This is a genomic window from Microcystis sp. M090S1 (assembly GCF_020246295.1).
Lineage (GTDB): Bacteria > Cyanobacteriota > Cyanobacteriia > Cyanobacteriales > Microcystaceae > Microcystis > Microcystis aeruginosa.
This window is the reverse complement of record NZ_JADBTF010000411.1, coordinates 1-2,725: the sequence shown is the minus strand read 5'-3', so window position 1 is coordinate 2,725 and position 2,725 is coordinate 1. Positions and strand designations below refer to the sequence as shown.

Here is a 2,725-nt window from a genome sequence, read left to right as displayed (position 1 = left end):
TGAAACATAAAAAAGAACTGGATTCCTTGCTCACTCTACGATTTCAGAAGTTTAATAAATCTCAGATTATAGCGGTAAGCGCTTGAGTGAGATACAGACCAAGCTTTGCCTAGCATGGTTTATAGCTCGTGACACTGTACCTCATACGACTGCACACCGCTATATGAACGTCTAAAGTATATACAAGATCTGCGATCGCCCTTAAAAAGGGGGACTTTGAATCCGGTTCCCCCCTTTTTAAGGGGGACTAGGGGGGATCAATCAATGCTATAATAACCACTATTTATCAGCAGGTAAGATAAGGGTGAATTTATTAGTCCATCGTTATCAAATTGTGCGATCGCTTGCTTCTGGTGCATTTGGTGAAACTTTTCTAGCTAAAGATACCCAATTACCGGATCATCCTTGGTGTGTTGTCAAGCAACTTAAACCCCAATCTGATCCCCAATCTTGGCAAATAGCAACGCGTTTATTTGATACAGAAGCAAGAAGTCTTTATCAATTGGGAAAACACGCTCAAATCCCCCAATTATTTGCCCATTTTTCTGAAAATAATCAATTTTATCTCGTTCAAGAATATATTGAGGGACATCCTTTAGGTGAGGAAACTATACTAGGGAAACAATGGGAAGAAATAGCAGTAATTGAATTTTTAGAAGATGTATTATCAACTTTAGCTTTTGTACATCAGCATAACGTTATTCATCGGGATATTAAACCTGATAACTTAATTAGACGCAAACGAGATAATAAAATTATTTTAATTGATTTTGGTGCGGTAAAACAGATTATTAATTTAAGTAATCCTCAAAACCAACCTAAGACAATTGGAATAGGAACACAAGGATATATGTCAAATGAACAAAATCTAGGAAAACCTACCTTTAGCAGTGATATTTATTCTGTGGGAATGATTGCTATTCAGATGTTAACGGGATATTATCCTACCCAATTAGTTGATAGTCAAACAGGAGAAATACATTGGCAAAATAAAGTCAAAATAACACCTAAATTTACTGATATTTTAGTTAAAATGAGTCATCCAGATTTTCAACAACGCTATCCCTCAGCTACAGAAGCTTTGCAAGCAATTCAAGGTTTACGGGGAGTCTCCCCTACCATGGCGCCAACAGTTTCTATGTCTCATTCTTCATCTATACAAAATAAAGGGGGTAAAATGGCCGTTATTCCCCTCATTTTAATGTTACTTTTAGGAGGAGTAATTGGTATTGGGGTGATCAATTTATCTGAGAGACAACAAAACAATGAGACACAACATCAACCTGCTTTTTAAGCTATAAAGGTAATAGGAACAAGTTTAACAGGAGTAAGTAAGATTTATGAAGCGTCAGACTTCGGGAATAGCAGTCTCACTTTTATTTGGTTTGCTAATGCTGACCTCAGGATGTCAAGGAAATTCTAATGCTGCAACAAAATCTAAGTTTTTTTGTGGAAATGCTCAATATTTAGGTAAAAATGTGCCAGCTACTATTGTCCATAATCCAAATTCAGACAGAGATTTTACTATAATTATTTGGAAACCAGATAATTATTATTTTGGTAATCAATGGAATCCTCGAAAACGATGTGATCAAGTTTCTAGACGATTCCAAGATATTTATGATCGGGATGGACTACAGTATGTCACGGCTACGGTAGCAAGTTGGATTAATGATCGAGAAGTTCCCGTTGTCTGTGGAGTAAAATCCAAAAGTGCTACTTGTGATCAAGATGATTTACTCTTTACTTTGGAAACTAAGGATGAGCCTTATGCAGTATTAGATGATCTTATGGAAATTCGTCAAGCACCTGATAACAATACACCCTTAACTAGAGGAGTAAATGATTCTAAAAATTCTGGTAAAAAGCAGCAAGTTTTTTATGATTTATCTGAGGTTTTGAAAGTAGAAAAATCCCCAAAACAGCCATCTAATCCAAACAATGGTGCAGCGTTTTAGACTCAAAATATACCTTTGTTTACGGGATTAGGAGTGTTTTGGGTTTTGCTTCTCCATTTTTCTGCTATAATTGTGGCATAATCGCTCATTTCTCTGAGTTTATTTTCTCCTTGCTGAGCGATTTTTAAGATTTCTGCTAATTCCTGTTCAGTAAACGGTTTTGAAGTCATCGTTAATTCTCCAATCGGATTCTAATTCCATTGACTACTATTTTAGCTTCTAAAACTCGACCTAACTGCTCTGAGAAATCCTCCCCTGCTTCTTGAATATCTTCATAAGATAACTCATCCTCCATAGTAATATACTGGACAGTTGCTTGCATCCGCCGTCTAGTGTTGTCAGCAAATAATAAATAATTGTTAAGTATAGCAAATATTTGAATAGATATGATATTGTCGGGAAAGAATTTCATCCTTTCCCTAATCAGTTCAATCCCATTATTATCCTCCAATGCTTATCTGAATTGCCATGAAACCGCAATTATTGAAACTTTGCCTAATTTTATCCCTATTTCCCCTAATTTTCTCCCTCGTATCCTGTCAAAACCAGCAAACTCAAGATCGTGGAATTACTATTACCACAAATCAGTCACAAAGTCAACAAAAACAACGACGCACAGCCTTAGTCATTAGATCTCTTGCATAAGTCTAGACAAAATAGGATAAAATAGTCCAAGAGTTAAGATTGAAAGATGAATTACGAACAAGTAAAAACTTTAAAGCCAACAGAGTTCAAACGCTTGTGTGGCTTGTATCCAGATACATTTA

4 protein-coding genes are annotated in these 2,725 nt (G+C 35.9%); 2 read left to right on the top strand and 2 right to left on the bottom strand.

Translation table 11 applies throughout. From position 1 onward, the window contains the following. Positions 1 to 304 precede the first annotated feature (304 nt). Positions 305 to 1,294, top strand: coding sequence for a serine/threonine-protein kinase (locus IM477_RS18145; RefSeq protein ID WP_287732934.1), 990 nt, complete (start codon positions 305 to 307; stop codon positions 1,292 to 1,294). 46 nt (positions 1,295 to 1,340) lie between these two features. Continuing rightward, on the top strand, positions 1,341 to 1,958 hold the full coding sequence (locus tag IM477_RS18140; RefSeq protein ID WP_110546084.1) for a COP23 domain-containing protein: 618 nt from the start codon (positions 1,341 to 1,343) through the stop codon (positions 1,956 to 1,958). Positions 1,959 to 1,960: 2 nt separating this feature from the next. On the opposite strand, the gene IM477_RS18135 is transcribed toward IM477_RS18140, so the two are convergent. After that, positions 1,961 to 2,128 carry a hypothetical protein gene (locus IM477_RS18135; protein WP_287732933.1) on the bottom strand — a complete coding sequence of 56 codons (168 nt, stop codon included), beginning with the start codon at positions 2,126 to 2,128 and terminating at the stop codon, positions 1,961 to 1,963. Between the two features lie 2 nt (positions 2,129 to 2,130). After that, positions 2,131 to 2,280, bottom strand: a complete 150-nt coding sequence (locus IM477_RS18130) for a hypothetical protein (RefSeq protein ID WP_155726598.1) — start codon at positions 2,278 to 2,280, stop codon at positions 2,131 to 2,133. Positions 2,281 to 2,725: the final 445 nt, after the last annotated feature.

Excerpts from the sequence above, each read along its gene's own strand:
- IM477_RS18140 (WP_110546084.1), top strand. The coding sequence starts at position 1,341 with ATGAAGCGTCAGACTTCGGGAATAGCAGTCTCACTTTTATTTGGTTTG.
- IM477_RS18135 (WP_287732933.1), bottom strand. The coding sequence starts at position 2,128 with ATGACTTCAAAACCGTTTACTGAACAGGAATTAGCAGAAATCTTAAAA.
- IM477_RS18130 (WP_155726598.1), bottom strand. The coding sequence starts at position 2,280 with ATGCAAGCAACTGTCCAGTATATTACTATGGAGGATGAGTTATCTTAT.